The following is a 25,793-nucleotide window of genomic DNA, read 5'->3' on the forward strand; positions in this document are numbered from 1 at the left end:
TACGGCAGGCGCCGGGGAGCGTCTGGTCAGCCTGGCGTCGTTCAACGCCATCGGCGCCGCGACCGATGATCGGCCCGGCGCGCGAGGCAGGTGTCTCTAGAAGCCGGCCGGTTCGCCGGCCCTTCCTCAGAGGCGGTAGAGGATCTGGTCGTTCCAGAAGCGGTCGAGGCGCTGCAGCGACCGGTTCATCTTCTGGAACTCCTGTTCGTCCAGACCGCCGACCTTGTCGATCGAGCCGATGTGGCGGTCATAGAGCTCGGCAACCTTGCTGGCGACTTCCAGGCCCGACTTCGTCAGCGAGACGCGGACGGCGCGGCGGTCGACACGCGACTTCTGGTGGTTGATGAAGCCGAGGTCGACCAGCTTCTTCAGATTGTAGGAGACGTTCGAGCCGAGGTAGAAGCCGCGCGAGCGCAGCTCGCCGGCCGTCAGCGTGGCGTCGCCGATGTTGAAGAGGAGCAGCGCCTGCACGGCGTTGATGTCCGTCCGCCCGCTGCGGTCGAACTCGTCCTTGATCACGTCGAGCAGGCGGCGGTGAAGCCGTTCGACGAGCTGCAGGGTTTCGAGATAGAGGCCCTTGAGCTCGGTCTTCTCTTCGGTCTGGCTGGCGGCTTCGCGCTTGGTCTGGGTGTTCATAGTATCGGCTCCGCTGTTGCTTGTGATGGATGTTCTTGGATGACCCCATCTTGTCTTCAACAGTACGGCCCGCCTCTAAAATTCGAATTAAACCCCAGGCTTAACAGCGCCTTACATCATCGCGTCCAATTGTGTGCTTAACATCCGGTACATTCGGCCGCCGGCGTTTGCATCTCATCCACCATGACGCCGGCGATGTTTGCGGCGTCGCTCTAACCATCGGACGAGGCGCAACATCACCAGGAGCGAGATGCCGAAGCCGTGCAGGCTGAGCGCGATCGTCCCCGGTCCGTAGAGATGCGGGAAGCCGAGATGCATCACCGCCTCGATCGCCGCGGTGATCACCCAGACCGCGGCGCCCCAGCCGACCAGCATCCAGAGCCCGACGCCGGCGACAGGGTAGAGCACGGCAAGGGCAGGCGCCGCGATCTGCCACCAGTAGGGCATCAGGTCAAAGCGGCGCAGCGGCCCTTCCTCAACGCCGACGAGCCGCGTCCAGTAGAAGATGCCTACCGCGAAGAAGGCGAGGGAGGCGATCCGGAAGAGCCAGACCGTCAAGAGGCGGTTGAGGGTTTCACCGGCGTCCTGCTGCGGTAGTCCGATCGTCATAAGCCTCGGTGTCCTGTCATGCGGTCCCTCGTTATGTCGGCCGTCACATGCCAAAGGCGACAGCCGTGCCGTGACCTTATCCGAGATCGGCGACCATGCCCGTTCCCATCCGCGGCGAAGGGCGATCGGCCGCGACCTTCGGCTTGCGGGCATGGCTTTAAGAGCTTACCGAGGCGCAAAGCCAATCGAAAGCGCCGGCGTTCCGCCGTTCCGACGGATCATGCCGACCCGGGCGAACCGAGACGAACTGAAGAGATACGCATGCAGCAGCGAGTGGAAGCCGCGGCTCCGGCAGTCACGGAACGCATCGACAATGCCACCGGCCGTCTCCGGATGCGGCGGCTGCGCCAGAATGACTGGACGCGCAGGCTGGTCCGCGAGACCTGCATTGGCGCCGACGACCTGATCTGGCCGATCTTCGTGCGGGAAGGCGGCGGCGAGCCGCAGCCGGTGTCATCGATGCCCGGCGTGATGCGCTATTCGGTGGAGGGCTGCGCGGACGCCGCGCGCCGGGCGGCGGATCTCGGCATCCCCGTGATCGCCCTGTTCCCCTATACCGACGCGACCAAGCGCGACGCCTTCGGAACCGAGGGGCTCAATCCTGACAACCTCGTCTGCCGCGCGACACGCGCGATCAAGGCGGCCGTGCCGGAGATCGGCATCCTCTGCGATGTTGCCCTCGATCCCTATACGAGCCATGGCCATGACGGCGTCATGATCGGCGAGCGGATCGACAATGATGCGACGATCGAGCGGCTCTGCCAGCAGGCTCTGGTGCAGGCCGAAGCCGGCTGCGACATCGTCGGCCCCTCCGACATGATGGACGGCCGGGTGGCCGCGATCCGCTATGCGCTGGACGAAGCGGGTCTGCGGGACACCATGATCATGTCCTATGCCGCGAAATACGCGTCGGCCTTCTACGGCCCGTTCCGCGATGCCGTCGGCTCGACCCTGAAGGGCGACAAGCGCACCTATCAGATGGACTACGGCAACAGCGACGAGGCGATCCGCGAGGCGGCGCAGGACATCGCCGAAGGCGCCGACATGATCATGGTCAAGCCGGGCATGCCCTATCTCGACATCGTCTCGCGGCTGTCCCGGGAGTTCGGCGTGCCGACCTTCGCCTACCAGACCTCCGGCGAATACGCGATGATCATGGCCGCCGCCCAGAACGGCTGGATCGACGGCGACCGCGCGATGATGGAGAGCCTGGCAGCGTTCAAGCGCGCCGGGGCGGCGGGGGTCCTCAGCTATTTCTCGCCGCGCGTGGCGGAGTCGCTGCGCCGCGGCTGAGCCGCGGCACGGCATTGCGTATTGCAGCCGTCGGGCGCACCCACCATGTCTTTCGTGGCAGGACATGCTGCCGAGCCTCGGAGGCCATGATGACGGACCACGCGACGACGACGCTCTACGGACGCAACGCCAGCGATCTCGATTCGCCGCGCGCCTATGAGGGCGTGCGCAGCCGGCGGATGCTGTCCTTCGTCGTCGACTATTCGCTGGTGATCCTGCTGGCGATCCCTGTGGCGATCGTGATCTTCCTCCTCGGCATCCTTTCCTTGGGTCTTGCCTGGGGGCTCTACGCAATCCTGCTGCCGCTGGTGGCCATCCCCTACGTCGCCTTCACGATGGGCGGCCGGCACCAGGCGACGCCCGGGATGCGCATGGCGGGTATCCGCGTCGAGCGGCTCGATGGCGGACGCGTCGATCCGGTGCTCGCGGTTCTGCACGGCGTGATCTTCTGGGCATCGAATGCCGTGCTGACGCCGTTCATCCTGCTGGTCGGCCTGTTCACCCGTCGCAAGCAGCTGCTGCACGATCTTCTGCTCGGCACGGTTGTGATTCGCGACCGCTGAGCTGCGCCGCGGCGGGGCGATTGGCCGCAGCGGACCGCAGAGCCATCAGCGTCTATCTCAGGTGGATAAGACGAGGCGACACCGCTGCGTGCGGCGATCGCCTCTTTGCAGTCAGCCGCCGCTAGGCCTACTCTCGGCCAGGCTGGCGGCCGGCTGTCAGTGATCGAGGAGTGACGCCGACAATGACGGTGCATCCGCAGACGCCTCAGTTTTTCCTGACCTCGCCGTCGGTCTGCCCGTATCTGCCGAGCCAGTTCGAGCGCAAGGTGTTTACCCATCTGATCGGGGATCGTGCGCCTGAGCTTCTCGATCTCCTGTCGCAGGGCGGCTTTCGCCGCAGCCAGAACATTGCCTACCGCCCGGCTTGCGAGCGCTGCCGCGCCTGCATCTCAGTCCGCATCCTCGTCGACGAATTCGAGCCGACCCGCTCGATGCGGCGAGTTCTCGCCCGCAATCGCGATCTGATTGGCCGCATGGCGCCGGCCGAGCCGTCGACCGAGCAATATGCGTTGTTCCGCAGGTATCTCGATCATCGTCATCGCAATGGCGGCATGTCGGAAATGTCGGTGCTCGACTATTCCATGATGGTGGAGGACAGCCAGGTCGACACGCGCGTCGTCCAGTATCGCCGCAAGGGACCGGACTCCGGTTTCACCCAGCGTTCCGACAAGGAGCTCCATGCCGTCGCACTGACCGATGTGATGAGCGACGGCATGTCGATGGTCTACTCCTTCTTCGATCCCGACGAGCCGGACCGCAGCCTCGGCACCTATATGATTCTCGATCATATCCGGCGCACGCGGGAGCTCGGACTGCCCTATCTCTATCTCGGCTACTGGGTCGAGGGCTCGCCGAAGATGGACTACAAGATCCGCTTCCAGCCGCAGGAGCATCTGCGACCGAAGGGCTGGGAGCGCTTCCGGCCGGAGTGACCACCCGCGCCACCCGGCTCCGCGCGGTGCCGTGACCGCAAGCTCGTCATCCTCAGAGCCCAGCGGATATGTGGTTGAAGGTGGCAGGACCGCGTGTGGCCCAGGGCGCCTGAGCGGCGCCGGTCTTGGCGCAGTTCATGTCGAGCTGTCGGCGCTTTCGATAGAGCGACCTTCGAGGTCGCGCCCTTCGTGGCATCGCCGAAAGGCCTGTGCTATGCCCCGCCGAATTCAGAGCGGCAGGGGCCGGACTGGCGCCGCCGATCGTCCATGAGGGGAAGAGTGCCATGAGCGAGGCGCAGCGCATCCAGCCGTCCAACGATTTCTCGGACTTCTTCTCGGGTACGATCGCCGGATCCGATCCGGAGCTGTTCGCCGCGATGAAGAACGAGCTGCATCGCCAGCAGCATGAGATCGAGCTGATCGCTTCGGAGAACATCGTCTCGCGCGCCGTCCTCGAGGCGCAGGGCTCCGTCCTCACCAACAAATACGCCGAGGGCTATCCGGGCCGCCGTTACTATGGCGGCTGCGAGTTCGTCGACGTCGCCGAGACGCTGGCGATCGAGCGCGCCAAGCAGCTCTTCGGCTGTGGCTACGCCAATGTGCAGCCGAATTCCGGCAGCCAGGCGAACCAGGCGGTTCTCTTCGCGCTGTCGGCGCCGGGCGACACCATTCTCGGCATGAGCCTCGACGCGGGTGGTCACCTGACGCACGGTGCCAAGCCGAACCTCTCCGGCCGCTGGTTCAATGCCATCCAGTACGGCCTCGACATCGAGACCGGTCTGATCGACCACGACCAGGTGGAGCGCCTCGCCAAGGAGCACCGGCCGAAGATCATCGTCGCCGGGGGCTCGGCCTATTCGCGGCGGATCGATTTCGCGCGGTTCCGCGCCATCGCCGACGAGGTCGGTGCGATCCTCTGGGTCGACATGGCGCACTTTGCCGGCCTCGTCGCCGGTGGCCAGCATCCGAGCCCGTTCCCGCACGCCCATGTCGTGACCTCGACGACGCACAAGACGCTGCGCGGGCCGCGCGGGGGCCTCGTCCTCACCAATGACGAGGACATCGCCAAGAAGATCAACTCGGCCGTCTTCCCGGGCCTGCAGGGCGGCCCGCTGATGCACGTCATCGCCGGCAAGGCCGTGGCCTTCGGCGAGGCGCTGAAGCCCGCCTACAAGTCCTACGTCAAGGCGGTGGTCGACAACGCCAAGGCGCTGGCCGAGACGCTGCGTGAGGGCGGGCTCGACATCGTTTCCGGCGGCACTGACACGCATCTGATGCTGGTCGATCTCCGCCCGAAGAACCTGACCGGCAAGGATTCGGAGAAGGCGCTCGGCCGCGCGGCGATCACCTGCAACAAGAACGGCGTGCCCAACGATCCGCAGAAGCCGACGATCACCTCCGGCGTGCGTCTCGGCACGCCCGCGGCAACGACGCGCGGCTTCGGCACAGCTGAGTTCCGCGAGGTCGGCCGCCTGATCGTCGAAGTGCTGGACGGCCTTCGCATGGCGAACTCCGACGAAGGCAACGCCAGCGTCGAGGCGCGGGTGAAGGAGAAGGTGACCGCGCTGACGGACCATTTCCCGATCTATCCCGCCCTTGGCTGAGGCGTGATGCGCTGCCCTTACTGCGGTTCGCAGGACAGTCAGGTGAAGGATTCGCGCCCCGCCGAGGACGGTGGGGCGATCCGGCGCCGGCGCGTCTGCCCCGACTGCGGCGGCCGCTTCACGACCTTCGAGCGCGTGCAACTGCGCGAGCTCACCGTCACCAAGAAGTCCGGTAAGCGGGTCCCCTTCGATCGTGACAAGCTGGCTCGCTCGGTCGAGACGGCACTGCGCAAGCGGCCCGTCGAGGCAGAGCGGGTGGAGCGGCTGATCAACGGCATCGTCCGCCGGCTGGAGCAATCCGGCGAGGCGGAAATTCCGTCCGAGGAGATCGGCTCGATGGTCATGGAGGCTCTGAAGGGTCTCGACGACGTCGCCTATGTGCGCTTCGCCTCGGTCTATCGCGACTTTCGCGAGGCCCGCGACTTCGAAACCGTCATCGGCGAGCTATCGCGTCCGGCGCGATCCGCGCCGGATGACGGCGCCTGACGGCATCGGCGGCAGCGTGTCCGAACCGTCAGCACAGTCGAAGGGAGGCGCGGTCGTGTCGGATCTCGACCGCCGCTTCATGGCCGCGGCGATCCGCCTGTCGGAGCGGCATGTCGGACTGACCGCGACCAACCCGTCAGTCGCCACGCTGATCGTGCGCCACGATGGCAATGGACCCGTGATCGTTGGCCGCGGCATCACCGCTCTCGGCGGCCGGCCGCATGCCGAGACGATCGCACTTGCCGAGGCCGGGAAGCTTGCCCGTGGCGCCACCGCCTATGTCACGCTGGAGCCCTGCGCCCATCACGGCCGAACGCCGCCCTGTGCCGAGGCGCTGGTGGCCGCCGGCGTGGCGCGCGTCGTCTCCGCCGCGTCCGATCCCGACGCGCGCGTCGACGGTAAGGGGCACGCGATCCTGACGGCGGCGGGTATCGAGGTCCTGCCGAAGGTGATGGCCGCGGAGGCCGGCAAGCCGATGTCCGGCTACCTGCTGCGCCACGCCCGCCACCGCCCGGAGGTGGTGCTGAAGCTTGCCCTCTCGTCCGACGGCCGGATCGGCCATCGCGGCCGCGGCCAGGTCGCCATCACCGGGGCCGTTGCGAACCGGCAGACGCATCTCCTGCGCGCGCGGGCCGATGCGGTGATCGTCGGCACAGGCACTGTCATCGAGGATGATCCGCTGCTGACCTGCCGCCTGCCGGGACTGCAAGACCGCTCGCCGCGTCGCATCGTCCTGGATCCGCGCCTGTCGATCTCCCCCACCGCGCGCATCGTCCGGACTGCCCGCGACGTGCCAACGGCCCTGGCCGTGCTGCCGCAGGTGACCGCGGCGATGCGCCAGCCCTTCATCGATGCCGGCTGCGAATTCCTGGCCGCCGAAGCCGATCCTGCCACCGGCATGATCGCGCTGCCCGAGCTTCTCGACGATCTGGTCTCCTCCGGTGTCTCCAGCGTCCTGGTCGAGGCCGGCGCGCGGGGCGCTGCAGCCTTTCTCGACCAGGATCTCGTCGATCGTCTGATCCTCATCGAGAGTCCCCGGGAGATCGGCAGGGATGGCATTCAGTCCCCGATCGACCGCTCAGACGCGTTGAGGCGTTACCGGCCGACGCGGCGTGAGCGCTTGGGCGAGGATGAGTGGCTCGAATTCGAAAGGAAGACCGCCTGATGTTCACCGGGATCGTCACCGACATCGGTCGGATCGACAGCGTCGAGGCGCTCGCGGGCGGCAGCCGCTTTCGCATCGCCACCGCCTATGACCCGGCCTCGATCGAGATCGGTGCCTCCATCGCCTGCTCCGGCATCTGCCTGACCGTGACGAGCCTTCCAACCGAAGGGTCGAACGAGCGCTGGTTCACCGTCGAGGCCTGGGAGGAGGCGATGCGCCTCACCACGGCCGGAACATGGCGCGAGGGCACCGCGATAAACCTCGAACGATCGCTTCGGATCGGCGACGAGATCGGCGGCCACCTCGTCTCCGGCCATGTCGATGGGCAGGCGGAGATCGTCGCCCGCGAGGAGGAGGGCGAGGCCGTGCGCTTCCGCATCCGCGCGGCACCGGAGGACAAGCGCTTCATCGCGAAGAAGGGCTCGGTCTGCCTCGACGGCACCTCGTTGACCGTGAATTCGGTGGATGACGATGTGTTCGACGTCCTGCTGATCCGTCACTCGCTGGAGGTCACGACCTGGGGCGAGCGCGCCGTTGGGGACCACGTCAACCTTGAGGTCGACCAGATTGCGCGCTATGCGGAGCGCCTGTTCGCACCGGGTGCCGCACGTTCCTGACACGTCCTCTCCTCTGGAGTGGGACGGCGGCGGCCGTCGCGCGTTGGATTCAGATGGCGGCGTGACACGCTCCGGCAGCTCTTGAGGAATACATTCGATGGCCGAAACGCCGCACATCCTGATCGTCGAAGCGCGCTTCTACGACCACATCGCCGACCATCTTCTCGCCGGCGCCAAGGCGCGGCTGGAGAAGGCGGGCGCGACCTACGACGTCGTCACCGTGCCGGGCGCACTGGAGATCCCTGCCGCGATCGGCTTTGCCGTGGCAGGTGCCGATCTCGGCGGCACCGACTATGACGGGTTCGTCGCGCTCGGCTGCGTCATCCGCGGCGAGACCTACCACTTCGACATCGTGGCGAACGAGTCCTGCCGCGCCATCATGGACATGACGGTGGCCGAGGGCCTTGCCATCGGCAATGGCATCCTCACCGTCGAGAACGAGGAGCAGGCTCTGGTGCGCGCCGAGCCGACCCGTAAGGACAAGGGCGGCGATGCCGCCTCGGCCGCGCTGACGATGATCGCCCTCCGCGATCGCTTCGGGAGCTGACGCCATGGCCGAGCCGGCACCCCGTCCGATCAAGCCCGCGAACAAACGTGGCGCCGCGCGCCTGGCGGCGGTTCAGGCCCTCTATCAGATGGATGTCGGCGGCACCGGCCTTCTTGAGACCGTCGCTGAATACGAGGCCTACCGCCTCGGCCGCGAGATCGACGGCGACACCTATCGCGATGCCGATGCGGCCTGGTTCCGCGACATCGTTTCCGGCGTCGTGCGCGGCCAGACGGCACTTGACCCGCTGATCCATTCCTCGCTGCCGCAGGACTGGCCGCTGTCGCGGCTCGACACGACGCTGCGCGCGATCTTGCGGGCCGGCGCCTATGAGGTGATGAGCCGCAAGGACGTGCCCGTCGCTGTGATCATCAACGAATATCTCGACGTCACACGCGCCTTCTACGAGGAGGACGAGCCGCGCCTCGTCAACGGCGTCCTCGATCGCATCTCGCGGCGCATCCGCGGGGAGGGTAGGGGCGGCAGTGGCGGTGGGGGCTCCGGCGAGGCGCGGGGCGCCTCCTGATGGTGGCATCCGCCGCTGAGGCGGGGCTGCACAACGCACCGGCGCGGCGCAACGCCTATGTTCTTGCGGTTGCGCAGGCGATCGTCGGCTCCGCATCGCCGATCTCGATCGCGACAGGCGGTCTTGCCGGCTTCTGGCTGCTCGGCGGCGCCAAGAGCCTGGCGACACTGCCCGTGACCAGCTTCAATATCGGCGTCGCGCTCGGTGCTTTGCCGGCCGCCGCGCTGATGCGCCATCTCGGGCGCCGCCTGGGCTTGAGCTGCGGCACCGTCATCACCGGCCTCGGTGGCCTCGCCGCTGCGGCTGCGCTGTTTGCCTCCAGCTTTGCCGCCTTCGCACTTGCCTTGCTGCTGGTCGGCATGGGTGCGGCCTTCGTGCAGCAGTATCGCTTTGCCGCGCTCGACGGCGTGGCACCGGCCTTGCGTGCCCGCGCCGTGTCGATCGTCCTCACCGGCGGGCTGTTCTCCGCGGTCATCGGGCCGCAGCTGGTACGCTTCACCCGCGACGCCTTTCCGACGACGCCCTTCGCCGGACCCTTCATCGGCATCGTCGTCCTGGCCGTGCTGGGGACGCTCGTGCTCTCGCTCCTGCGTTTGCCACCGAGGGTCGACACCGACCATGAGGCGGACAACGGTCCGGCGCGCCCGCTGCCGGAGATCCTGCGCCAGCCGAAGTTCCTCACCGGGCTTCTGTGCGGCGTCGTCAGCTACGCCATCATGAGCTTCGTCATGACGGGCGCACCGCTTGCCATCGTCGGCTGCGGCCTGCCGGAGGATGTCGGCTTCCTCGGCATCCAGTGGCATGTGCTCGCCATGTTCGCGCCGAGCTTCGTCACGGGACGGCTGATCCAGCGCTTCGGCAAGCACGCCATCATCGGCGCCGGCCTCGCGCTCCTGCTCGCCAGCGCGACGGTCTCGCTGCTCGGCATCGAGATCTGGAACTTCTGGGTGGGCCTTATCCTGCTCGGGCTCGGCTGGAACTTCGGCTTCATCGGCTCCACCGCGCTCGTGGCGGAGACCTACCGCCCCTCCGAGAGAAGCAAGACGCAGGGACTGCATGACTTCATCCTCTTCGGCTCGGTCGCGCTGTCGTCCTTCCTCTCGGGCCGGGTCCTCGATGCTGCGGGCTGGTATTGGATGAACGTCGCCGTCTTTCCGATCGTCGGTCTCTGCCTCCTCGTGCTCCTGGGCCAGAGCGTGTTCGCTTCAAGACGCAGGCGCTTGGCCACATAGCTCGGCTTGACGAGCCTAAGCCCTGAGATAACCTCCTGCCCGGCTGGACCGCCGCATCCGACAAAGGGCGGCGCGGACCGGCGAATTGGCCGGCAGAGAACCGGCGAGGAGGAAGGGGCCGTCATGACAACAGTGTTGTCCGCAGTCATCGTCTGCGGAGTGCTCTCGATCGTCTATGCCGTCTGGGCGACGCGATCGGTCCTGGCGAGCGACCAGGGATCGCCACGCATGCAGGAGATCGCCGGCGCCATCCGCGAGGGCGCGCGCGCCTACCTGATGCGCCAGTACACGACGATCGCGATCGTCGGCGTCGTCGTCTTCATCCTGACCGCACTGCTCCTGTCGCTCTATGCCGGCATCGGCTTCCTGATCGGCGCGATCCTCTCGGGCGCCGCCGGCTTCATCGGCATGAACGTCTCCGTGCGCGCCAATGTGCGAACCGCGCAGGCCGCCTCCCGTTCGCTCAGCGCCGGTCTCGACATCGCCTTCAAGTCCGGTGCGATCACCGGTCTCCTCGTCGCCGGCCTCGCGCTGCTCGGCGTCACCGTCTATTTCTTCGTCCTCACCGGCTCGCTCGGGCTGGCGCCGTCTGACCGCACCGTCATCGACGCGCTCGTCTCGCTCGGCTTCGGCGCCTCGCTCATTTCCATCTTCGCGCGTCTGGGCGGCGGCATCTTCACCAAGGGTGCGGATGTCGGCGGCGATCTCGTCGGCAAGGTGGAAGCCGGTATACCGGAGGATGATCCGCGCAATCCGGCCACGATCGCCGACAATGTCGGTGACAATGTCGGCGACTGCGCCGGCATGGCCGCGGACCTGTTCGAGACCTATGCGGTGACCGTAGTCGCCACCATGGTGCTGGGTGCGATCTTCTTTGCCGGCAACGCGGCGATCGGCACGGTGATGATCTACCCGCTTGCCATCTGCGGCGCCTGCATCCTCACCTCGATCGTCGGCACCTTCTTCGTCCGGCTCGGCCGCAACGGCTCGATCATGGGCGCGCTCTACAAGGGTCTGTGGGCGACGACGCTGCTGTCGATCCTCGGCATTGCCGCAGCGACAGCTGCCACGATCGGCTTCGGCGACCTCGGCGAATCGACGGCCGGCTTCCCGATCAGCGGTCTCAATCTCTTCATCTGCGGCATCGTCGGCCTGGCGGTCACCGGGCTCATCGTCTGGATCACCGAATACTACACCGGCATCGGCTTCCGCCCGGTGCGCTCGATCAGCCAGGCCTCCGTCACCGGGCATGGTACCAATGTCATCCAGGGTCTCGCCGTCTCGCTGGAAGCGACGGCACTGCCGACGCTGGTGATCGTCGCCGGCATCGTTGCGACCTATCAGCTGGCCGGCCTCTACGGCACCGGCATCGCGGTGACCTCGATGCTGGGTGTCGCCGGCATGATCGTCGCGCTCGACGCCTTCGGTCCCGTCACCGACAATGCTGGCGGCATTGCCGAGATGGCTGGGCTGCCGAGCGACGTGCGCCGCTCGACCGACGCGCTGGATGCCGTCGGCAACACCACCAAGGCCGTCACCAAGGGCTATGCGATCGGCTCTGCGGGCCTGGGCGCGCTGGTGCTCTTCGCGGCCTACAACTATGACCTGCGCTACTTCGTGGCGCAGGCCGAGGCGGGGCAGGGCTTTGCCTATTTCCAGGGCGTCGCGCCGGACTTCTCGCTGACCAACCCGTTCGTCGTGGTCGGCCTGCTGCTCGGCGGCCTCATCCCGTACCTCTTCGGCGGCATGGCGATGACGGCGGTCGGACGCGCCGGCAGCGCCGTGGTGGAAGAGGTGCGCCGCCAGTTCCGCGAGAAGCCGGGCATCATGGCGGGCACGGAGCGGCCGGACTATGCGCGGGCCGTCGACCTCCTGACGAGGGCGGCGATCAAGGAGATGATCCTGCCCTCGCTCCTGCCGGTCCTGGCGCCGATCGTCGTCTATTTCGGCGTTCTTCTGATCGCCGGCAAGAGCCAGGCCTTCTCGGCGGTCGGCGCGATGCTGCTCGGCGTCATCGTCACCGGCCTCTTTGTGGCGATCTCCATGACGTCCGGCGGCGGCGCCTGGGACAACGCCAAGAAGTCCTTCGAGGACGGCTTCGTCGATACCGCCGGCACGCGTCACCTGAAGGGTTCCGAAGCGCACAAGGCGTCGGTGACGGGTGACACGGTCGGCGATCCCTATAAGGACACTGCAGGCCCTGCCGTGAACCCGGCGATCAAGATCACCAACATCGTGGCGCTTCTGCTCCTCGCGGTGCTGTCGCACAGCTGAGCGGCTTGGCGACCGCTTCGCCGTCGCGCCTGAAACAAGAAAAAGCCCCGCGGTTCGCGCCGCGGGGCTTTTCTTGTGAGGTCTGAGTGCCGGCTTTGCACGGCACGGCTGCCAGCTTAGGGCATCCAGGCCGGCATTGCCGGCCCGGGCACGATCGGGTGAGTTACCGTCCCGGGACCTTGCTGCCGCCGATGGCCGGCGGGGCATTGGACGAGAAGATCTGGCCGATGAAGTTGGCGTCCTGACCGCCGGTCGGCGTGGTACGCGAGATGAAGTCGAAGACGACGCCGTTCTGCAGGCCGTAGTTGGCGAGCCGCTCGACCGTCCCTTCCTTGTTGAAATAGACGGCCAGAACCTTCTGATCGACCAGCGTCGGGTTCATGAAGGCGACCCGGCGCACGCGCTTCTGCGAGATGTAGTAGAACACCTCGTTGTCGAAGGTCGCCTTGGTGGATGGTGACCCGAGCGCCAGCAGCACCTGCTCGCGGCTCGATCCGACGGGCACCAGCTCCAGCGTCTGCTCGTCGATGACATAGCCCTGGTTGAGCACCTCGCTTGTGTTGCAGCCGGTGAGGGCCGCCATGCCTGCGAGGCTGGCGATGAGCAGAGCGGGGCGGAGAGCCCGGACATTGCGGATCACTGTCGATGTCTCCCATAGGCCGCGTACGGCCCGGTTAGTTGCGATCTGCAGCTGAATTGCGGCGACGAGGAGGCTGGAGAGCCCCAGCCCCAAGCCATATGGACGGAAGCGCTTCGTAAAGCACCTTCGGGATCGTTGCAATCAAGCCGATCCTGTGCAAGTCCGGCCCGGCAGCGAGACTGCGGTCTGCGAAGGTTCATCCATGTTCGAAGGCTTTCGGGCGCGCCGGCGCAACCGTGCCGTCGTCGACGGGCTTTACGAGGCGGTGCTGGAACGCGCCCGCGCGCCGAAGCTCTTCATCGACCTCGCCGTGCCCGATACGGTGATGGGGCGGTTCGAAGCACTGGCACTGCACGTCTTCCTGGTGCTGGAGCGGTGCCGCCGTGAGCCGGCGCTGGCGCCGCTCGCCCAGGATCTCGTCGACCGCTTCATGGTGGATCTCGACGCGTCGATTCGCGAGCTCGGCATCGGCGACCAGTCAGTCCCCAAGCGCATGCGTAAGCTCGCTGGGCACTTCTACGAGCGTGTCGCCGCCTATGATGCCGCGCTCGCCGCCGGCGGAATCGAGTCGCTCGCCTCGGCACTTGATGGCCGGATCGTCGAGGGCGGGGATGCAGCGGAGCGTCTGGCAAACTACATGGAGGCGCAGAGAGCCGATCTCGCCCATCTGTCCACGCAGGATCTGCTCGCCGGGCGCCTGCGGCACGAGGCCTGACATGACACCGAACCCGCAATCTGCTGCCGCCATCAACCTGATGATATCAGCCATCAAGTTGCCGCGCGACGGAATGCCGATCGCCTTCAAGGCGGATGAGCGGGAGCGCAAGGCTCTGGCGGAGCAGCTCAACATTCCGGCCGTTGAAAGGCTGAAGGCCACCTTGCGCGTCGCGCCGTGGCGCGGCGATGGCGTGAAGGTCACCGGCAGCCTGACGGCCGATGTGGTGCAGAGCTGCGTCGTCACGCTGGAGCCGGTCCGCCAGCGGGTGGAGGAGCCGGTCGAGCTCGTCTTCGTGCCGGAGCGCTCGAAGCTCGCCCGAATCGTTCCGCCGCAGGAGAACGAGCTCTTCATCGATCCAGAAGGCGCCGACATTCCGGATGTCTTCAGCGGCGACCGCATCGATCTGGGCTCGGCGCTTGCCGAGATCGTAGCGCTCGGCCTCGATCCCTATCCTCGCGCGGCGGGGGTGGGCTACGCCGAGGTCGACACCGACCCCGCCCCGGAGGCGACGGTCTCACCTTTCGCTGCCTTAGGCGCACTGCGGAAGGAAAAGCCGGACGACCACTCGTGATGGAGCTCCCGCAGTTGTCAGCGGCCGGCAAATGGCTATGGTCGCGCCGCTTCCGGCGCTCTGCCGGTCAACAGTGAGCCGCGCTTTGGAACGACCGACCGGCATTACGATATCGCTCGACGCCATGGGCGGCGATCATGGTCCGGCCGTGATTCTGCCGGGCGCCGATCTGTCGCTCGAACGTCATCCGGACATGCGCTTCGTCCTCTATGGGGAGGAGCGCGAGGTGATGCCGGTGCTGGATGGGCTGCCGCGCCTGAAGGCTGCATCCACCTTCTACCATTGCGACGTCTCCGTGCGGATGGACGACAAGCCGTCGCAGGCGCTGCGCCAGGGGCGTTACCGCTCCTCGATGTGGCGCACGATCGAGGCCGTGAAGACCGGCGAGGCGGACGTCGCCGTGTCGGCCGGCAACACCGGCGCGCTGATGGCGATGGCGAAGTTCTGCCTGCGCACCATGGCCAATATCGAACGTCCCGCGATCGCCGCGATCTGGCCTACCCTCAAGGGCGAAAGCGTCGTTCTGGATGTCGGCGCGACGATCGGCGCCGACGCCCAGCAGCTGATCGATTTTTCCATGATGGGCGGCGCGATGGCGCGGGCCCTCTTCGGTCTCGACCGCCCGACCGTCGGGCTCCTCAACATCGGCGTCGAGGAGGTGAAGGGACAGGACGAGATTCGCGAGGCGGGCCGGCTCCTGAAGGAGTCCGACATTCCCGGCATCGACTATCGTGGCTTCGTCGAGGGCGACGACCTTGGCAAAGGCACCGTGGACGTCGTGGTGACCGAAGGCTTCACCGGCAACATCGCGCTCAAGACCGCCGAGGGGACCGCAAAGCAGATCGCCGCCTATCTTCGCGCCGCCATGTCGCGCACCTGGCTGGCGCGCCTCGGCTACATCCTTGCGAAGGGCGCCTTCGACCGGCTGCGCGACAAGATGGATCCCCGCAAGGTCAATGGCGGGGTCTTCCTCGGCCTCAACGGCATCGTCATCAAGAGCCATGGCGGCACCGATGCGGAAGGGACCGCCGCCGCGATCGACCTCGCTTATTCGATGGCGGCCAACCGCCTCTTCACCAAGGTCGAGAAGGACCTGCAGACTTTTCACCTGCGCATGTCCGGCGATGCCGCCGGGGCACTGCCCGAAAGCAGCTCGTAATGTCTCAGACACTCCGTTCCGTCGTTCGCGGCACCGGCTCGGCCCTGCCGGCGCGCGTGATGTCCAATCAGGACTTCGAAGGCGTCGTCGAAACGTCTGACGAGTGGATCCGCCAGCGGACTGGCATCGCGCGCCGCCACATCGCGGCGCCCGAGGAAACCACGGTATCGCTGGCCGAAGTGGCGGCTCGCCGGGCGCTGGAGATGGCCGGCTTCGAGCCGGCCGATATCGACCTCGTCATCCTGGCGACGGCAACGCCCAACAACACCTTTCCGGCTTCCTCGGTTCAGGTGCAGGACCGGCTCGGCATCCGGCGCGGCTTCGCCTTTGATCTTCAGGCCGTCTGCTCGGGCTTCGTCTATGCACTGTCGACGGCCGACCTCTACCTGAAGGCCGGCATGGCGACGCGGGCGCTGGTGATCGGCGCCGAGACCTTCTCGCGCATTGTCGACTGGACCGACCGCGGCACCTGCGTCCTCTTCGGCGACGGCGCCGGTGCGGTGGTGCTGGAGGCGATGCCGGGCGAGGGGAGCAATGCCGACCGCGGTGTCCTGACGTCACAGCTGCGCGCCGACGGCATCCATGGCGACAAGCTGTATGTCGACGGCGGCCCGTCGACCACGGGAACGGTCGGCAAGCTGCGCATGGAGGGCCGGGAGGTCTTCAAACATGCCGTCGGCATGATCACCGACGTGATCGAGGCCTCCTTCACGGCGCTGGATATCGGACCGGACGACATCGACTGGTTCGTGCCGCATCAAGCCAATCGCCGCATCATCGATGCCTCGGCCAAGAAGCTCGGCATTCCTCCCGAGAAAGTTGTGATCACTGTCGAGGATCACGGCAATACGTCGGCGGCCTCTATACCGCTGGCGATCGACCGGGCCGTGCGCGACGGGCGCATCCAGCAAGAGCAGCTCGTGCTCCTCGAAGCGATGGGCGGCGGCTTCACCTGGGGCGCGGTGGTACTGCGCTGGTAAGCAGCTGCGGTCTTGATTTCGCTGGCGGTTTCGGTAACCTTTACGCGACTAGCGGCCTGCGTGACTTGTGGGGACTGCGCGCGCGCCTGCACGAAGGGGACGATCAATGGGAGAGAAGACCCTCACGCGAGCGGATCTCGCCGAGGCCGTGTTCCGGCGCATCGGTCTGTCCCGCACGGAATCTGCTGGGCTGGTTGAAATGGTTCTGGAGGAGATCTGCTCCACCATCGCGCGCGGCGAGTCGGTGAAGATTTCGTCCTTCGGCTCCTTCCTCGTCCGCAGCAAGAACGAGCGTGTTGGCCGCAATCCGAAGACGGGGCAGGAAGTGCCGATCCTGCCGCGCCGCGTTGCCGTGTTCAAGCCGTCGAACGTGATGAAGGACCGCATCCTCGAAGCCCACCTTCAGCGGGAAGGCGGCCATGGGGCGGGCACCACCCAACAGCTGAGCGCGGCAGAATAGGCGCGCCTGGCGCGCCTTTGCCGGATCATCGATGAGCGAGAAGAGTATCGACGCATTTCGCACGATCAGCGAGGTAGCCGAGGATCTCGACCTGCCGCAGCACGTGCTGCGGTTCTGGGAGACCCGGTTCCCGCAGATCAAGCCGATGAAACGCGGCGGCGGCCGTCGCTTCTACCGGCCGGACGACGTCGAGCTTCTGAAGGGCGTCCGCTACCTCCTCTACGTCAAGGGCTACACGATCAAGGGTGTCCAGCGCATCCTGAAGGAAAGCGGCAACCGCTTTGTCATGGCGATCGGATCCGGCGACCTGTCGGTACTGGATTCCATGCCGGCGGCGCGCCGGGCGGCAGCTGACGACGAGCTTCAATCCGAGACCGAGGCCGACGTCGAGATCGCGCCTCAGGAGCCGCATGTGGACGACATCGACCTGATCGCCATCGAGGCGGCCGCGACGCAGAAGTCGAAGGGCTTTGCCTCGGTGTTCCGGCGCGAGCCGCGGGCCGCCGGCAATGCGGCCGGAGCGTCGACTCTGCCGGGCGAGAGCGTCGAGAAGCTGCAGTCGGTGATCCTCGACCTTCTCGAGTGCAAGCGTCTGCTCGATCAGGTGCGCTGAGGAACAACCTTTCCATCCTGATTGGACCCTGACATTTGCGCGACGATGGGACCGTCGCGCAGATGATGTATTGTCGGTGCCGGAAGTGCTCCAGGAGGCTGGCGACCGGCGATGGCAGATGTCTTGCTTCATGTTGGCGTCGGCAAGACGGGTTCGTCTGCAATCCAGCACTACCTCTCGTGGAACGCAGAAGGCCCCGTTGCTGGAACGAACTACGTCTACGCGGCTCTCATGAGTGACGGCTCGATCGTGACGGGATCCGCATTGAGGCAGCGCGCTGCCCGCTCGATGAATGGCTATGTGTCGTCGACCATGACACAGCCATACGACTTGGCAGGCCTTTCTCGAGCTATTGAGATGCATCGAGCGGCAGGTCAGCGGTTGATTTTCTCACAGGAGGACTGGGGCCGGAAGAACAGCTGGGTTCCCGATGCATTGGTGCGTCTCGGCGAGAAGGTCGACGTCGTCGCCTATATTCGTCCGCAGATCGACTACCTGAATGCCGGCTGGTGGCAATGGTGGGCGTGGGACGACAGATTCGCGACCCTTCAGCAGTTTTACGACTGGTTCGACCGCAGCGCCGGCAACTGGTGCAGACATCTGTCGGCTTGGACAGGATCAGCGGCGGTCAACGAGTTCCGTATCCGCCTTCACTCCTCCGACGTCGTACAGGACTTCATCGCGCAAATTGGGGGCTCGCCCGACGCGCCGGCGGATCATCAGAAAAATACCAGCTTGGATCCCCTCATTATCAAGCTCTACACCTCCTTACCGGGCATCCGCACGCCGAGGAATTCGGCATTGGACGACGTTCTCCGTCCTTTGCTTGGAGGAACTGGACGCGCGCCCTGGGTGATCGATCGCAACTTCGCGGATCTCATCATCGCTTCGGCTCGAGACGATAACCGTCTCATGCTGGGCCTGCTGGATGACGAGCAACGAAGCCGAATGGAGGACGACCCGCGCTGGTGGACCAGCGACGCCTACACCGCCCGGTTCGAGCAGCTCTCAACGGGCCAATATCAACTCAGCAGGGAAGAGGCCTTGCAGGTCATCGAGAAGCTCGTGGCTGCAGCCCACCGGGCTGGGATGGAGAAAGCAGCCGGCAACTGACGAGGGCGCTGTTCGGCCGGCAGATCGTCGGCCCTTGTCGAAGCTGAGAACACCACGCAGAGACCCGAGGGGATGTTCCATGGCACTTTGGTTCCGCCCATTGCCACGGGGCGCCGTTTGTTCCAGTTCGCTTGCTTCCGCCCGCACAACGCTCTTGCGCCAAAAGCCCGTCTTCTCTAGGAGTTTCGCTCGTCGGAGCGTAGCGCAGCCTGGTAGCGCACCTGAATGGGGTTCAGGGGGTCGGAGGTTCGAATCCTCTCGCTCCGACCATCTTCAAGCTGTCTGATGTAGAGACATGGGTAGCGGAACGTACCTGTGTCTCAGGTACGATCGCTTGACGCAGAGGTTGTTGCTGATCCCGCCGTACCATTGTCTTCGAACGTCTTGAGGAGAGGCCGGCGTTCGATCCGGTTCGCTCGTGCCCGGCGACGCTGGCGAGCCTGCCGCAACTCCTAAGCCGCGCCCTGAGGGCAAAAACCTTCCTGAAGTCGAGGCGTCCGAGGCGCTGTCCACGCTCGCAGAAGCCCTGGTGCGCGAGCCCGATACCGAAGACTTCGCATCGAAGGAGGTCGACCTCTTCAATGCGCGTCCAGCCGATCAGCGCGGCAGATGGCGATCGTCGCAGGTGATCTCGGCCGTCTGCGAGGGCTACGGTATGCAGGCAAGGGAGGCAGACTCTCGCACCCTGCGCATGCAGTGGCTCGACGATCCGAATTATCGGCAGCAACTGTTGGCCCCGGAGGTCAGCGACCTCGGCTTCGCGTTGCAGGCGAACGGGCGTGGTTGCAAGGTCGCAGTTGCGGTGCTGGGAACCCGACGCTGAAAAAGGGCCTTTCCCTTCTGGCTCGTCCAGAATGAGGAGGATTGTTGCCATGAGATCGCTCGCACTCGCACTTGTACTCTGCGCCGTCTCCTCGGGGAGCCTTCGCGCACAGGAGGCGACATCGTCGTGCGGTGAGGCGGTACCGGTGAAGCGAGGCGACACGCTGAGCACGATCGCCGCGCGCTGCAACCTGTCCGAGGCTGCGATCCTGCGGGCGAACCCGGCGATCGAAGGCTCCGCCGACCTGCAGGCAGGTCAGCAACTTCGATTGCGCGCTGATGGCGAGACTCTCGACAGGCTTGGCGAGAGTGTCGCCGGCGCCGCGGAGAAGACCGGCAACGTCCTCAGTGGCATCGCTCAGGGCATCAACACCCAGGTTCAGGAAGCGCTCAACGACAACCCCGACGTTAAGCGTCATCTCGAGAGTTTCGGCAATCGCATCGGTCTCAGCGACCGTGAACCGCCCAAGACCGTGTCCGTAGTGCCGCTGAGCGATGCATCCCAGTCGGCGGTGACGGTATCCGCCAGTGGCTTGCCGTCGAGCCGCGCCGTTGCGATCGGCGCCGGCACGCCTGGCTCAGCCTTCGAGATCATCAAACGGGTCGAGACGACGGGGGACGGCGAAGTGCGGGCGGATGTCGAGCTTCCGGACTGGCTACGGACGCAGGACAAGGCAGTCTTCGTCATTACAGACACCGACGGCAGCGTCATTGGACGCTCTCAACCGGTCAGCGTCGCCCCATAGTGGCGCGGCTGCGTTCGCGCTGCTGATCGTAATGACGTCAGCGATGCGGCGCTGAACGCAGGCCGCTCATTCTGAGCGGCGCGCTGTCAAAGATTCGGGCAGCCGAGCGGCTTGCGACACCCGGAAGAGACCGGCTGGCCCCGCGTCCGCTCTCCATGCGAGCTTTGTCGGAAGCAACGGAAACGCAGCGGCAATCAGGTATCAGCGTGACCGCGACGCAAGCTGCTTCGTGATAATCCCCTCATCCGGCATGCGTTGAGAAAAGGATTGCAGCATCACCGTCGTCATCGGCATGTCGGCCGAGCGGGCGAAGTGGTAGCCTTGGCCAAGCACGCAGTCGAGTTCGCGCAGCCGGTCGGCCTGTTCGAGCGTCTCGATGCCCTCCGCGACGATGCGCATGTCGAGCTTGCGGGCAATGTCGATCAGCGCCTCGACGATGGCGTTGCTGTAGCGGTCCGTCAGGAGACGGTCGACGAAGGACTTGTCGATCTTGATGATGTCGACGGGGTAGCTGAGAAGGTGCGTCAGCGACGCATACCCCGTGCCGAAGTCGTCGAGCGCCACCTTCACGCCCTTCGCGCGCAGGCGCCGCAGCACGTCGGCAATGCCGGCATCGACCCCGTCCATCATCACCGTTTCCGTGACTTCGAGCACGATGTGGTGCAGTGGCACGCCGGCCGCTCCGAAGGTCTCTTCCAGACGTTGTTCCAGGTCCCTCTGCGCGAAGTCCGCGAATGAGAGGTTGATCCCGACATGCTGGAAAGGAATGCCCATGCCGAGCCACATCTTCAGATCGGCCGCAACCTGCCTCAACATGCTGCAGGTCAGTCGATAGGCGATATTGGGATCTGAGATGGCGGCCTGAAAGGCGCCGGCCGACACAATCGTCCCGTCCGGACGCCGCATGCGCGCCAGCGCCTCGAGCCCGATGATCTCGGCCGTGTCGAGCCTCACCAGCGGCTGGTAGTGCGCGATGATGCGGTTATCCGACAGTGCCTGGCTGACCTCGCGAATCGAACTGATGCGCTGCGTGATCGTCGTCCGCAGGCTCTGGTCGAAGGGTACATACGAGCCGCGATTGATCTCCTTGCCGTGATAGAGGGCGAAGTCGGCATTCTGTTGGAGGCTGTCGGCGTCGATGCCGTCGATACCGCAGACCGCACCGCCGATCGTCACCTGAGGCACCGCCACCATGTCGCCGTGCTGGAACGGAAAGGCGATGAGATCGACCAGCCGTCCGGCGAGCGCCCTCAGCTCATCGTGGTCACAGTTGCAATCGGTGATCAACGCGAACTCGTCGCCCCCGATCCGGAAGGCCATGGCGGCGAAGCCCGAGTGGCGCAGCCGAGCGGCGACCTCCTGGATCAGCCGGTCTCCGACGGCGTGCCCCATCGTGTCGTTGACCGCCTTCAGGTAGTCGATATCGACCAGAAGCAGACCAAAGCGCGGGTCAGGCTCGGCGAGGCGCTCCGCCATGGTCTCATCGAAGCGGCGGCGATTCGGCAGTTGCGTCAGCTGGTCGAACTGGGCCAGTTCATCGTTGCGCCGGCGCGTCTGCTCGGCGACCATCGCGATGGCGCAGAGGTTGGTGCAGGTCTTGACGATGGCCCGCTCGATAGCGCCGGGGCCACGCGGCTCCTTGTAGTAGAAGGCGAAGGTCCCGATGACCTTCCCGTCCCCATCCTTCACCGGCGTCGACCAGCAGGCCGCAAGGCCGAGAGTCACAGCGAGGCCGGCAAACGGCGCCCAGCGTGGATCATTAGCAATATCGGTGACCTCGACCGATTGGCCGAAATAGGCAGCGCTGCCGCATGAGCCGACGCCCGGTCCGATGAGAAGGCCATCCAGAGCCGTGGAATAGTGCTCCGGCAGGCTGGGCGCCGCGACCGGACGCAGCCGGTCACAGCGGTCGACAGACAGGATGGAGCAGGTGACACCCGGCGCAAGCTGTTCGGCGCGGCGGCAGAGAAGCTCGGCCGTATCGGCCAGGGACATGCCGGTTGCGATCGCCTCGAGTACGTCGCTCTGCAGGCGCTGTAGCTTGGTCGGGTTCCGGTTCGGCATGATGGCAACTCACGATTCCAGTCAACCGAGAGTAGGGGAAGCGGTGTTACTAGACCTTTGAAGGGTAACGTGGATTAGCCGCAGAGAACGTCGGTGGCAGTGCAAACCGCCACTTCGGTTTCCAAAACCTTTTAGATCAGGACTCTATCGCAGCGCAGAAGGGATCTGGCGGATCTCAAACGGCGACGAGCGCGCCGTGGTGGCGGATCACCTGTCCAGCGAGCCTGTTGCCACGGCGGACAGCATCGTCCGGATGGCAGCCTTCAAGCAGCCCTGCAAGGAAGCCCGCGTTGAACGAGTCGCCGGCCCCTGTCGTGTCGACGGCATCGCTGACGAGCTCGGGCTGGATGACACGTGATGAGCCGTCATCGAGGATCAAGGTTCCGGCCGCCCCGTTCTTCATGACCACCATGCCGCCGCTCCACCGCCTGTATCGCTCGGCAGCGGCCTCCGGCGAGACATCGCCGAAGGCGGCCGTCTCGTCGTCGAAGCTCGGCAGGCAGATCGTCGCTGCGCCTGCGGCCGCTTCGATCGTCGTCCTCATCACGGCCGCGTCCGGCCACAGCCGAAGGCGGATATTGGGATCGAACGCCACTATGGCGCCCCTGTTCTTCGCGTCGGCGAGCGCGCTTACGAGGCGCGCACGATGGGCAGCCGGCAGGATCGCCAAGCTGATGCCTGAGACATAAAGAACGTCCGCTGCGGCGATCGCCGTACCGAGCGCTTCCTCGTCGTCGGCAAGCGAGCGGGCGGCGCTGCTGTCGCGCCAGTAGGTGAAGCTGCGCTCGGCCCCTTTCAGGGTGATCAGGTAAAGCCCGGGCGTGCGGCCGGGGAGACGCCTGATATAGCGCGTGTCGATCCCGGACGCCTGGAAGAAGTCCAGCATCTCCCCCGACAGTGCGTCGTCTCCGGTCGCCGTGAAGTAGGCGACGGTCCAATCTTCGCCGAGGATACGCCGCGCATGCCAGGCGGTGTTGAACGTGTCGCCGGCAAAGCCCTTGCGCAGCAGTCCGCCCGGCGCGGCCGAGAGTTCGACCATGCATTCGCCGATGCTGAGGAAGAGCTTGCCGGGCATGCCAGATCCTTTGCCGATGTCGGAGCGCAGCAGCTATAGCTTCCGCCCGCACCCTCGCCAACGGGGAGGCACCGGTGGCTCAGGCGAGAACACCGATTACCGAGACGAGGGTGGTTCCCAGAGCGCCGGCGGGGCCGCCCTCCCGCACAAAGATCAGGTTGGAGTCCGAGACGGGCGAGGCGTTCGTGCAGGGCATCGTCACTATACCATTGTTCAACGCGCCACTTTCAAGGCTGTTGGTGAGGGCGAAGGAGCCTGCCTCGGCGGTCGGCGACAGCGAAAGGCTGACAAGAGCCGTCCCGGCGGAGCCGATCTTCACGACCAGACCGGCCTGACGGAATGCCGTGCCGAGTCGCGCCGTCAGCATAGGCGAGATGTCGAGAGCGAACCCGCCCGCGGGCGCATAGGCGACCGGATCCCCGATCTGGATGGTCTCGCCGGCCGCCCACCCGGCGACGTCCGCCGCGTTGTGCACCTGAAGCTGGTTGGTGGCCGGGTTGGACTTGATCCAGGCGGGTTGCTCGGGCGATTTCGAGACGTTCCAGACGCGCACCATCGAGACGTTGCGCATTATGGTGCTGAAGAACAGCGGTGCGGCATTCGTCGTCATCGTCAGGAGATCGCCGGCGCGGCTCGCGAGCACCGCCTGGCGGGGCGATGGCGAACGCGCGACATCGTTGCGGTAGATCGAGATCTGGCCGTCGCCACCGGGTGTAAAGATCAGCCCCGCCACCGGCTTGGCCGTCGCCGCATGTTGCAGTCCAGCTGGCAGGCGGACGGCGCCGCTGAGCCGGTCGACGACCAGCGCATCCTTCCACGCCGCACCGTCCGGACTGACCTTGACGCGCAGGTCGTCGCTTGCCGCTGTGCCGATCTCCGCGCGCCCGCCATAGCCGGTCTGGAAGAGGAGGCTTGCGGTGTCGGCTGCGGCAGCCTTGTTCAGCTTCAGGCGGTGGCTGCCGCCCTGATGATCGAAAAGGACGGCTTCGCTCTTTACAGCGAGGCGATTGTGCTCATCGGCGAGCGTGTTGACGCCGACGAGCGGCGCCGGGTTCAGCGACGTCTCGGCCACCCATTCGGCGCCATCGAAGCGCAGGAAAGCGCCTTCATCCGCGACAAAGCTGCGCCAGCCGAGCGCCGGGCGTAAAAAGGTCCAGGCGCCTTCCTGCCAGGCCGCTATGTGCTGCGCCTGGCCGGCCCAATCATCGGTTGCGCCCGCGGCAACGATGTAGCGCCCTCCGTCCGGCGGCTCGGCAGGGGGCGAAGCGAGCGACCGCGTGACGACGGACAGCTGCACGGCCGCGTCCAGCCGCTGCAGCGCTTCGTTGACGGTCAGGTGCTTCTGCGCCTGCGCCGGGAACAGGTAGGGAAGGGCGAGATGCGGGGTCGTATCCATGGCGGGCCTCGTTGCTCGCCGTGACGATAGCGTTGCCTCAGATGCCGGGGATAACCCGCCGGCGATCTGTCACCGGCCGAGAAGTGCGGCGACGCAGCGCCGCGTCCCGTCCTGCCAGTCCGGCAGCGAATGACCGAAGGTCGAGCGGAAGCGGGCGTTTGACAAACGCGAATTCGCCGGCCGCCGCGCCGGCGTCGGATATTCTGCCGTAGTGATCGGCTGGACGACCGCAGAAGGCCCGCCAAGCCCCCGCGACGCCGCGAAGATCGCTTCAGCAAAGCCGGCCCAGCTCGTCTCGCCGCTCCCGGTCATGTGGAACACGCCGCGCCAGGACGAGCCCTGCGGATCGGCTGCGATCTGCTGCAGCACGATTGCGATCGCCGCGGCGATATCGCCCGCATGGGTCGGCGTACCCTGCTGGTCGGCGACGACACGCACGGTGTCGCGATCGGCGGCAAGCCTCAGCATCGTCTTCACGAAGTTCGCGCCATACGGGCTGTAAACCCAGGCGGTGCGCAGGATCACATGTGCAGGGTTGGCGGCGGCAACGGCTTGTTCGCCCGCAAGCTTCGAGCGTCCGTAGACGCTCGTCGGCCCGACGATGTCGGCCTCCTGATAAGGCTCGGTCTTGTCACCGGGGAAGACGTAGTCGGTCGACAGATGCACGATGGGAATACCGCCCGCCGCCGCTGCGGCGGCAACGGCGCCAGCACCGTCGCGGTTGACTGCGAAGGCTGCGGTCTCGTCGCTCTCGGCCTTGTCGACGGCTGTGTAAGCCGCTGCATTGACCACGGCGTGCGGCTGCACGTCCTCGATCGCAGCGGCCACGGAGGCAGGATCTGCAAGGTCGAGCCTCGGCCGTCCGACGGCGACGATCTCGATCTCGGGAGATGACAGGGCCTGCAGGGACTGTGAGACCTGCCCGGCCGTGCCGGTGACGAGAACGCGCATC

The 25,793-nt window shown here is 66.0% G+C and carries 27 protein-coding genes and 1 tRNA gene; 21 read left to right on the forward strand and 7 right to left on the reverse strand.

Annotation, left to right across the window (positions count from 1 at the left end; all coding sequences use genetic code 11):
• Positions 1-126: 126 nt before the first annotated feature.
• Entirely contained in the window at positions 127-636 is a 510-nt protein-coding gene (gene ldtR, locus C0R46_RS02255) for a transcriptional regulator LdtR (protein WP_102957950.1), read from the reverse strand.
• Positions 637-810: 174 nt separating this feature from the next.
• The gene (locus C0R46_RS02260) at positions 811-1,245 is read right to left on the reverse strand and encodes a DUF6163 family protein (RefSeq protein ID WP_102957951.1); all 435 of its coding nucleotides are present in this window, start codon (positions 1,243-1,245) and stop codon (positions 811-813) included.
• Positions 1,246-1,506: 261 nt separating this feature from the next.
• Between C0R46_RS02260 and hemB the strand changes: the two genes are divergently transcribed.
• From hemB to C0R46_RS02315, 11 genes are all read left to right on the forward strand, one after another.
• On the forward strand, positions 1,507-2,538 hold the full coding sequence (gene hemB / locus C0R46_RS02265) for a porphobilinogen synthase (protein ID WP_102957952.1): 1,032 nt from the start codon (positions 1,507-1,509) through the stop codon (positions 2,536-2,538).
• A gap of 89 nt (positions 2,539-2,627) precedes the next feature.
• Positions 2,628-3,101, forward strand: coding sequence for an RDD family protein (locus C0R46_RS02270; RefSeq protein WP_102958567.1), 474 nt, complete (start codon positions 2,628-2,630; stop codon positions 3,099-3,101).
• Between the two features lie 182 nt (positions 3,102-3,283).
• On the forward strand, positions 3,284-4,033 hold the full coding sequence (locus tag C0R46_RS02275) for an arginyltransferase (protein WP_102957953.1): 750 nt from the start codon (positions 3,284-3,286) through the stop codon (positions 4,031-4,033).
• A 284-nt stretch (positions 4,034-4,317) separates the two neighbouring features.
• Positions 4,318-5,637 carry a serine hydroxymethyltransferase gene (glyA, locus tag C0R46_RS02280; protein ID WP_102957954.1) on the forward strand — a complete coding sequence of 440 codons (1,320 nt, stop codon included), beginning with the start codon at positions 4,318-4,320 and terminating at the stop codon, positions 5,635-5,637.
• A gap of 6 nt (positions 5,638-5,643) precedes the next feature.
• On the forward strand, positions 5,644-6,123 hold the full coding sequence (nrdR, locus tag C0R46_RS02285) for a transcriptional regulator NrdR (RefSeq protein ID WP_102957955.1): 480 nt from the start codon (positions 5,644-5,646) through the stop codon (positions 6,121-6,123).
• The gene (ribD, locus tag C0R46_RS02290; RefSeq protein WP_102957956.1) at positions 6,110-7,288 is read left to right on the forward strand and encodes a bifunctional diaminohydroxyphosphoribosylaminopyrimidine deaminase/5-amino-6-(5-phosphoribosylamino)uracil reductase RibD; all 1,179 of its coding nucleotides are present in this window, start codon (positions 6,110-6,112) and stop codon (positions 7,286-7,288) included. Before nrdR ends, ribD begins: the two co-directional genes overlap by 14 nt.
• Complete coding sequence (locus C0R46_RS02295) at positions 7,288-7,905, forward strand: riboflavin synthase (RefSeq protein ID WP_102957957.1); 618 nt, start codon at positions 7,288-7,290, stop codon at positions 7,903-7,905. Before ribD ends, C0R46_RS02295 begins: the two co-directional genes overlap by 1 nt.
• Positions 7,906-8,002: 97 nt before the next feature.
• Positions 8,003-8,452, forward strand: coding sequence for a 6,7-dimethyl-8-ribityllumazine synthase (locus C0R46_RS02300; RefSeq protein WP_102957958.1), 450 nt, complete (start codon positions 8,003-8,005; stop codon positions 8,450-8,452).
• Positions 8,453-8,456: 4 nt separating this feature from the next.
• A complete protein-coding gene (gene nusB / locus C0R46_RS02305) occupies positions 8,457-8,978 on the forward strand; it encodes a transcription antitermination factor NusB (RefSeq protein ID WP_102957959.1) in 522 nt (173 codons plus the stop codon).
• A complete protein-coding gene (locus C0R46_RS02310; RefSeq protein WP_102957960.1) occupies positions 8,978-10,210 on the forward strand; it encodes an MFS transporter in 1,233 nt (410 codons plus the stop codon). Before nusB ends, C0R46_RS02310 begins: the two co-directional genes overlap by 1 nt.
• A 123-nt stretch (positions 10,211-10,333) precedes the next feature.
• Complete coding sequence (locus tag C0R46_RS02315; RefSeq protein WP_102957961.1) at positions 10,334-12,484, forward strand: sodium-translocating pyrophosphatase; 2,151 nt, start codon at positions 10,334-10,336, stop codon at positions 12,482-12,484.
• 163 nt (positions 12,485-12,647) lie between these two features.
• Here C0R46_RS02315 and C0R46_RS02320 read toward each other — a convergent pair whose 3' ends face one another.
• Positions 12,648-13,067 (reverse strand): outer membrane protein assembly factor BamE, encoded by a 420-nt coding sequence (locus tag C0R46_RS02320; RefSeq protein WP_102958568.1) that lies wholly within the window; start codon positions 13,065-13,067, stop codon positions 12,648-12,650.
• A 259-nt stretch (positions 13,068-13,326) separates the two neighbouring features.
• On the opposite strand from C0R46_RS02320, the gene C0R46_RS02325 reads away from it, so the two are divergent.
• The 10 genes from C0R46_RS02325 (at position 13,327) to C0R46_RS02370 (ending at position 20,306) form a co-directional block, all read left to right on the forward strand.
• Complete coding sequence (locus C0R46_RS02325) at positions 13,327-13,839, forward strand: ubiquinol-cytochrome C chaperone family protein (protein WP_102957962.1); 513 nt, start codon at positions 13,327-13,329, stop codon at positions 13,837-13,839.
• 1 nt (position 13,840) lies between these two features.
• On the forward strand, positions 13,841-14,413 hold the full coding sequence (locus C0R46_RS02330; protein WP_245413383.1) for a YceD family protein: 573 nt from the start codon (positions 13,841-13,843) through the stop codon (positions 14,411-14,413).
• Between the two features lie 85 nt (positions 14,414-14,498).
• Entirely contained in the window at positions 14,499-15,572 is a 1,074-nt protein-coding gene (plsX, locus tag C0R46_RS02335; protein WP_280952987.1) for a phosphate acyltransferase PlsX, read from the forward strand.
• The gene (locus C0R46_RS02340; RefSeq protein WP_102957965.1) at positions 15,572-16,552 is read left to right on the forward strand and encodes a beta-ketoacyl-ACP synthase III; all 981 of its coding nucleotides are present in this window, start codon (positions 15,572-15,574) and stop codon (positions 16,550-16,552) included. The genes plsX and C0R46_RS02340 overlap by 1 nt, the downstream gene beginning before the upstream one ends.
• 106 nt (positions 16,553-16,658) lie before the next feature.
• The gene (locus C0R46_RS02345; RefSeq protein WP_102957966.1) at positions 16,659-17,012 is read left to right on the forward strand and encodes an integration host factor subunit alpha; all 354 of its coding nucleotides are present in this window, start codon (positions 16,659-16,661) and stop codon (positions 17,010-17,012) included.
• Between the two features lie 31 nt (positions 17,013-17,043).
• On the forward strand, positions 17,044-17,625 hold the full coding sequence (locus tag C0R46_RS02350) for a MerR family transcriptional regulator (protein WP_102957967.1): 582 nt from the start codon (positions 17,044-17,046) through the stop codon (positions 17,623-17,625).
• Positions 17,626-17,736: 111 nt separating this feature from the next.
• Entirely contained in the window at positions 17,737-18,738 is a 1,002-nt protein-coding gene (locus C0R46_RS02355) for a hypothetical protein (RefSeq protein WP_102957968.1), read from the forward strand.
• Between the two features lie 193 nt (positions 18,739-18,931).
• Positions 18,932-19,008 (forward strand) — tRNA-Pro (locus tag C0R46_RS02360).
• Positions 19,009-19,156: 148 nt separating this feature from the next.
• Positions 19,157-19,561, forward strand: a complete 405-nt coding sequence (locus C0R46_RS02365) for a hypothetical protein (RefSeq protein ID WP_102957969.1) — start codon at positions 19,157-19,159, stop codon at positions 19,559-19,561.
• Positions 19,562-19,706: 145 nt separating this feature from the next.
• Positions 19,707-20,306, forward strand: a complete 600-nt coding sequence (locus C0R46_RS02370) for a LysM peptidoglycan-binding domain-containing protein (protein ID WP_157944525.1) — start codon at positions 19,707-19,709, stop codon at positions 20,304-20,306.
• Positions 20,307-20,507: 201 nt separating this feature from the next.
• Here C0R46_RS02370 and C0R46_RS02375 read toward each other — a convergent pair whose 3' ends face one another.
• From C0R46_RS02375 to rfbD, 4 genes are all read right to left on the reverse strand, one after another.
• Entirely contained in the window at positions 20,508-22,370 is a 1,863-nt protein-coding gene (locus C0R46_RS02375) for a bifunctional diguanylate cyclase/phosphodiesterase (protein ID WP_102957971.1), read from the reverse strand.
• A 175-nt stretch (positions 22,371-22,545) separates the two neighbouring features.
• Positions 22,546-23,445 (reverse strand): sugar kinase, encoded by a 900-nt coding sequence (locus C0R46_RS02380; protein WP_102957972.1) that lies wholly within the window; start codon positions 23,443-23,445, stop codon positions 22,546-22,548.
• A gap of 79 nt (positions 23,446-23,524) precedes the next feature.
• A complete protein-coding gene (locus C0R46_RS02385; protein ID WP_102957973.1) occupies positions 23,525-24,841 on the reverse strand; it encodes a DUF2793 domain-containing protein in 1,317 nt (438 codons plus the stop codon).
• Positions 24,842-24,910: 69 nt separating this feature from the next.
• A complete protein-coding gene (gene rfbD / locus C0R46_RS02390; protein WP_102957974.1) occupies positions 24,911-25,792 on the reverse strand; it encodes a dTDP-4-dehydrorhamnose reductase in 882 nt (293 codons plus the stop codon).
• Between the last annotated feature and the right edge of the window lies 1 nt (position 25,793).

This window comes from Mangrovicella endophytica, assembly GCF_002893625.1.
Taxonomy (GTDB): Bacteria; Pseudomonadota; Alphaproteobacteria; order Rhizobiales; family Rhizobiaceae; genus Mangrovicella; species Mangrovicella endophytica.